The organism is Streptomyces fuscigenes, from assembly GCF_021556455.1.
Taxonomy (GTDB): domain Bacteria; phylum Actinomycetota; class Actinomycetes; order Streptomycetales; family Streptomycetaceae; genus Streptomyces; species Streptomyces fuscigenes.
In genome coordinates this window covers 1-4,178 of record NZ_JAKGCV010000465.1, presented here as the reverse complement: position 1 = coordinate 4,178, position 4,178 = coordinate 1, and the positions used below count along the sequence as shown (strand labels likewise).

Sequence of the window (4,178 nt, the reverse complement as noted above, 5' to 3'; positions counted from 1 at the left end):
CCCGGCGGGCAGCGGGCCGTCGTCGTCGACACCCACGGGCAGCGGCCGCAGCCCGAGGGCCGAGACGAGGTCGAGGAGGCTGCCCCAGCCGGGGTCCTCCACGGCCACGGCGTCGCCGGGCCGCAGATGCGCGGCGAGGACCCGCTCGATCACGTCGAGGGAGCCCGAGGCGACCCCCGTCGGCCCCGGCGGGACGCCGTCGGCGTCGAAGCCCGCGCGGGCGAGCCGGCCGAGGTCCGGGTCGAGGCCGTCGCCCCTGCCGTACAGGGCGGGCGTGCGCGCGTTGCGCCGCGCCACGGCGGCCAGCGCCTCGTGCAGCGGGGGCAGCAGGGCGACGTCGGGGTTTCCGTCGGAGAGGTTCCGCACGCCCGGCGGCACGTCCACGCCGATCGAGCCGCGGGGTGTGCTGGCGGGCCGCTGCCGGACCCTGCTGCCGCGGCGCCCCGCGGTCTCGATGACCCCGCGCTCGCGCAGGGTCCGGTAGGCCGCCGCGACCGTGTTCGGATTGACGCCGATCTCGCCCGCCAACTCCCTCAGTGGAGGCAGGAGTTGCCCCGGCGCGAGGTCGCCGTCCGCGACCCCTCGCTCCACGCTCGAGGCGATCTCGGCTGCGCCGCGGCCCTCGATTCGATATTCTCCTAGCACAAAAGACATTATGCACTAGTTCAATGATTGCTGGAGGTTCCCATGCCGGAAGCGGACACCGCGGCGGACCCCCGTCCCACCGATCCCGCGCGCACCGATCCCGCGCGCACCGATCCCGCGCGGACCGATCCCGCGCGCACCGACCCCGTTCCCGCCGGATACCGCCCCACCGACCGCACCGTGCCCACCCGTTCGCGGGAGCGGGCGCGCTACGACCGGGAGCTGGTGCACCGTCTGCTCGACGCGTCGTACCTGTGCCACCTCGGGTTCGTCCGCGACGGCGCGCCCGTGGTGCTGCCCACGCTGTACGGGCGGATCGGCGAGAGCCTCTACGTGCACGGCTCGACGGGTTCACGGCCCTTGCGGGCCGCCGGTGAGCGGGCCGGAGCGGGCGCCGGACCCGGTGGCGAGGGCGCAGGGCCCGGCGAGGAGCCCGGCCTGCCGGTCTGCCTGACGGTCACCCAGGTGGACGGACTGGTGCTGGCACGCTCGGCGTTCCACCACTCCGTCAACTACCACTCGGTGGTCGTGCACGGCGTGGCCCGTCAGGTCACGGACGAGGCGGAGCGGCGCACCGCCCTCGACGCGATCGTGGACCACATCCTGCCGGGCCGCGCGGAGGACTCCCGCCGCGCGAACGCGAAGGAGCTGGCCGCGACGGCCGTCGTACGGCTCGACCTCGACGAGGTCTCGGCGAAGGTCCGCACGGGCGGGCCGAACGACGAGCCGGAGGACGCGGACCTGCCCCACTGGACGGGCGTGGTGCCCGTGGCACGCACGTACGGGACGCCGCTGCCCGCGGACGACCTCGACCCGGCCGTCGCGCTGCCGGACTACCTGGCGCGGCTCGCCCCCTGACGCCGGCCGGCAGGGCGGAAGGCGGAGCGGACGGCGGGGCGGAAGGCGCAGCGCCCGGGACCGCCGCCGGCGCCCGGGCGGTCCCGGGTGCTCCGCCCCGCCGGGGGCGTCCGCGCGTCCCCGGCGTCCGCCCGACTACACCGCCCGGTCCCGGCGCCTGTTCCTGCGTGCGGCGCGCGCCTCGGCACCGGCCAGGCCCCCGACCGCTGCGAGCAGGAGGAGCGTGCCGGCGACGGTCGCCGCGGTCAGCCGCTCCCCCAGCACCGCCACGGCGATCACCGCGGCGCTGACCGGTTCGAGCAGCATGACGACCGAGACCGTCGCTGCCCGCACGACGGCCGCGCCCTCGAAGTACAGGGCGTACGCGAGCGCCGTCGGCACCGCGGCCACGTACACGAGCAGCCACACCACGTCGGCGGGATGCGCGGAGTGCGGCACCGCTCCCCCGCCCGTCAGGAGCGCGAACGGAAGCAGCGTCACCACGCCGGTCCCGCAGGCCCAGGCCGTCGTCCCGATGGCGTCCGAGCGGCGGCCGTCCCGGCCCAGCCACCGCGTGAGCAGCGTCATCGCCGCGTAGCCGGCGGCGGACAGGACGGCGAGCGCGACACCGGCGGGCCGCACGGCCGCGGAGCCCGCGCCGTCGCCGCCGAGCGTCAGGACGCCGAGTCCGGCGAGGGCGCCCGCCACCGCCGCCACCCCGCCCGCGCCGAGCCGTTCGCCCATCAGCAGCCGCGCGCCGACGGCGATGAGGACGGGCCCGGCGCCGAGGGTGACGACGGTGCCGACCGCGAGGCCGGTCGAGCGGACCGACGCGAAGTAGGCCGTCTGGAAGACCGTGAAGGCGATGCCCGACCCGGCGATCCGCAGCACCGCGCGGCGACGGGGCTCGGGTGCCGCGGCGCGGCGGCCGCCGGGACGGCCTGGGCCCGCGGGGCGGCGCAGGGCTCCCCGCCGGCCGCGCAGGGCAAGGACCGCGAGCAGCAGTACCAGGCCTCCGGCGCACCGCCAGAAGGACAGCGCGAACGGGCCGAGGTCGCTGACGCGGTAGACGAGCGTCCCGGCCGCCCCGGCCGTGCCCCAGGCGAGGCCGGCCACGACGAGTTGCAGCAGGCCCCGCCCGGTCGGCCCGCCCGCGGCGCCGCCGGGAGCGTCCGGCACACCGGGGAGGCCCGGCAGGGCGGGATCGCCGGGAGCCTCCCAGGCCGCGGGGAGGGGAGGTACGGGAGGTACGGCGGCCGTGCCCGGCGCGCAGGCGGCGCGGCCGGGGGTGCGCGGCGCGGGCCGCGAGGGGGTGGGGCGGGCGGAAGAGGGCTCGGACGGCGCGGATGGCTCCGGCGACGCCGACGACGAACTCGACACGTGGCACTCCGTGGACGAAAGGCTCCAACTGGTCGCTTGCTCCGGTACGCGGGCAGCGACAAGCCGCTCGGGGACTGCCCGAGCCTGGTCCTCGTCGTCGGTTCCGCCCGCGTCAGGCGGCGGGCGGCGGCAGCACGGTCGAATGCATGCCCGGCAGCCTACGTTCCGTGCCCTTCGCCGGACAACCGCTCCTCCTCCCGGCGCGCCTGCTCCCGGCGCGCCTGCTCCCGGGCGGCCGGCGAAGCGCCCGCCGCGACGACGGCCTCCACGGGCTTGCCCGGCGTGCCGCTCTGCGCGACGAACGCGCCCACCAGCACCACGGCCCCGCCCGCGATCCGAGTCCCCGACAGGTGCTCGCCGAGCAGCACCCATGCGAGCACGGTCGCGACGACCGCCTCCAGGCAGGCCACCACCCCCGCCACCTGCGGCGAGAGACGCCGCACCGAGACCACCCCGGTGGCGTACGCGACGACGGTCGCCATCAGCACGAGCCAGCACAGCAGCCAGAACGCGGGCACCTGCGTGCCGTCCATCCGGGCGCCGCCGGCCAGCAGGTGCCACCGCATCTCCCACGGCCGGGCGAGGGCCGTCAGCACGGCCGTGCCGACGAGCAGTCCGTAGGCGATCACCCCGAGCGGGTCCGCGGCGTCGGACTCCCCCCTGCCGTGGTCGGAGAGCACGAAGTACGCGACCTGGCAGCAGGCGGCGCCCAGGGCGAGGAGCAGCCCGGCCGGGTCGAGGCTCAGCCCCGACCACACCTCGACCACGCAGGCGAGGCCGGCCACGGCGAACACCACGCCCACGGCCGCCGAACGGGTCACCGCCCTGCGCTGCACGAAGCGGACCCACAGCAGGACGAGCGCGGGCGCGAGGTATTCGATGAGCAGCGCCACCCCGACCGGGATGCGTGAGAGGGCCGCGAAGTAGCAGGCCTGGACGCCCGCCACGGCGAACAGCCCGAACCCGGCGAGCAGCGCCGGCCGCCTGCGCGGGAGGTCCCGGTGCCGGATCGCGACCGGCAGCATGACGAGGGCGGCGCCCGCGACCCGCAGCCAGACCACGTGGAGCGGGTCGAGACCGGCCTGGATCAGCGGCTTGGCCGCGACGCCCGACCCGCCGAAGGCGACGGCGGAGAGGAGAGCGAGCCCGAGGCTGGTGCCCCGGCCGGCGGGGAGGGTGCCCTGACTGACGCGCATGGCGCCATCATGACAGGCCACGTCAGGACCATCTGCGCGGTGACCCCTGTCGCCGGCGCGCGGGGCGGCGGAGGCCGGGCGGGGCGGCCGAGCCGGCGGGTCCGCGCCCGCGAGGCGGTG

The 4,178-nt window shown here is 77.3% G+C and carries 4 protein-coding genes; 1 reads left to right on the top strand and 3 read right to left on the bottom strand.

Translation table 11 applies throughout. The features are described from left to right. On the bottom strand, window positions 1-645 hold a 645-nt coding region (locus L1885_RS24670; RefSeq protein WP_235799378.1), incomplete at its 3' end, for a GntR family transcriptional regulator. A 42-nt stretch (window positions 646-687) separates the two neighbouring features. Between L1885_RS24670 and L1885_RS24665 the strand changes: the two genes are divergently transcribed. Further along, complete coding sequence (locus tag L1885_RS24665) at window positions 688-1,503, top strand: pyridoxamine 5'-phosphate oxidase family protein (RefSeq protein WP_235799377.1); 816 nt, start codon at window positions 688-690, stop codon at window positions 1,501-1,503. Window positions 1,504-1,638: 135 nt separating this feature from the next. Here the strand turns inward: L1885_RS24665 and L1885_RS24660 are convergent, their stop codons facing one another. Together L1885_RS24660 and L1885_RS24655 are read right to left on the bottom strand one after the other, a co-directional pair. Continuing rightward, window positions 1,639-2,661, bottom strand: coding sequence for a DMT family transporter (locus L1885_RS24660; protein WP_235799376.1), 1,023 nt, complete (start codon window positions 2,659-2,661; stop codon window positions 1,639-1,641). A gap of 359 nt (window positions 2,662-3,020) precedes the next feature. After that, complete coding sequence (locus L1885_RS24655) at window positions 3,021-4,058, bottom strand: EamA family transporter (protein ID WP_235799375.1); 1,038 nt, start codon at window positions 4,056-4,058, stop codon at window positions 3,021-3,023. Window positions 4,059-4,178 lie beyond the last annotated feature (120 nt).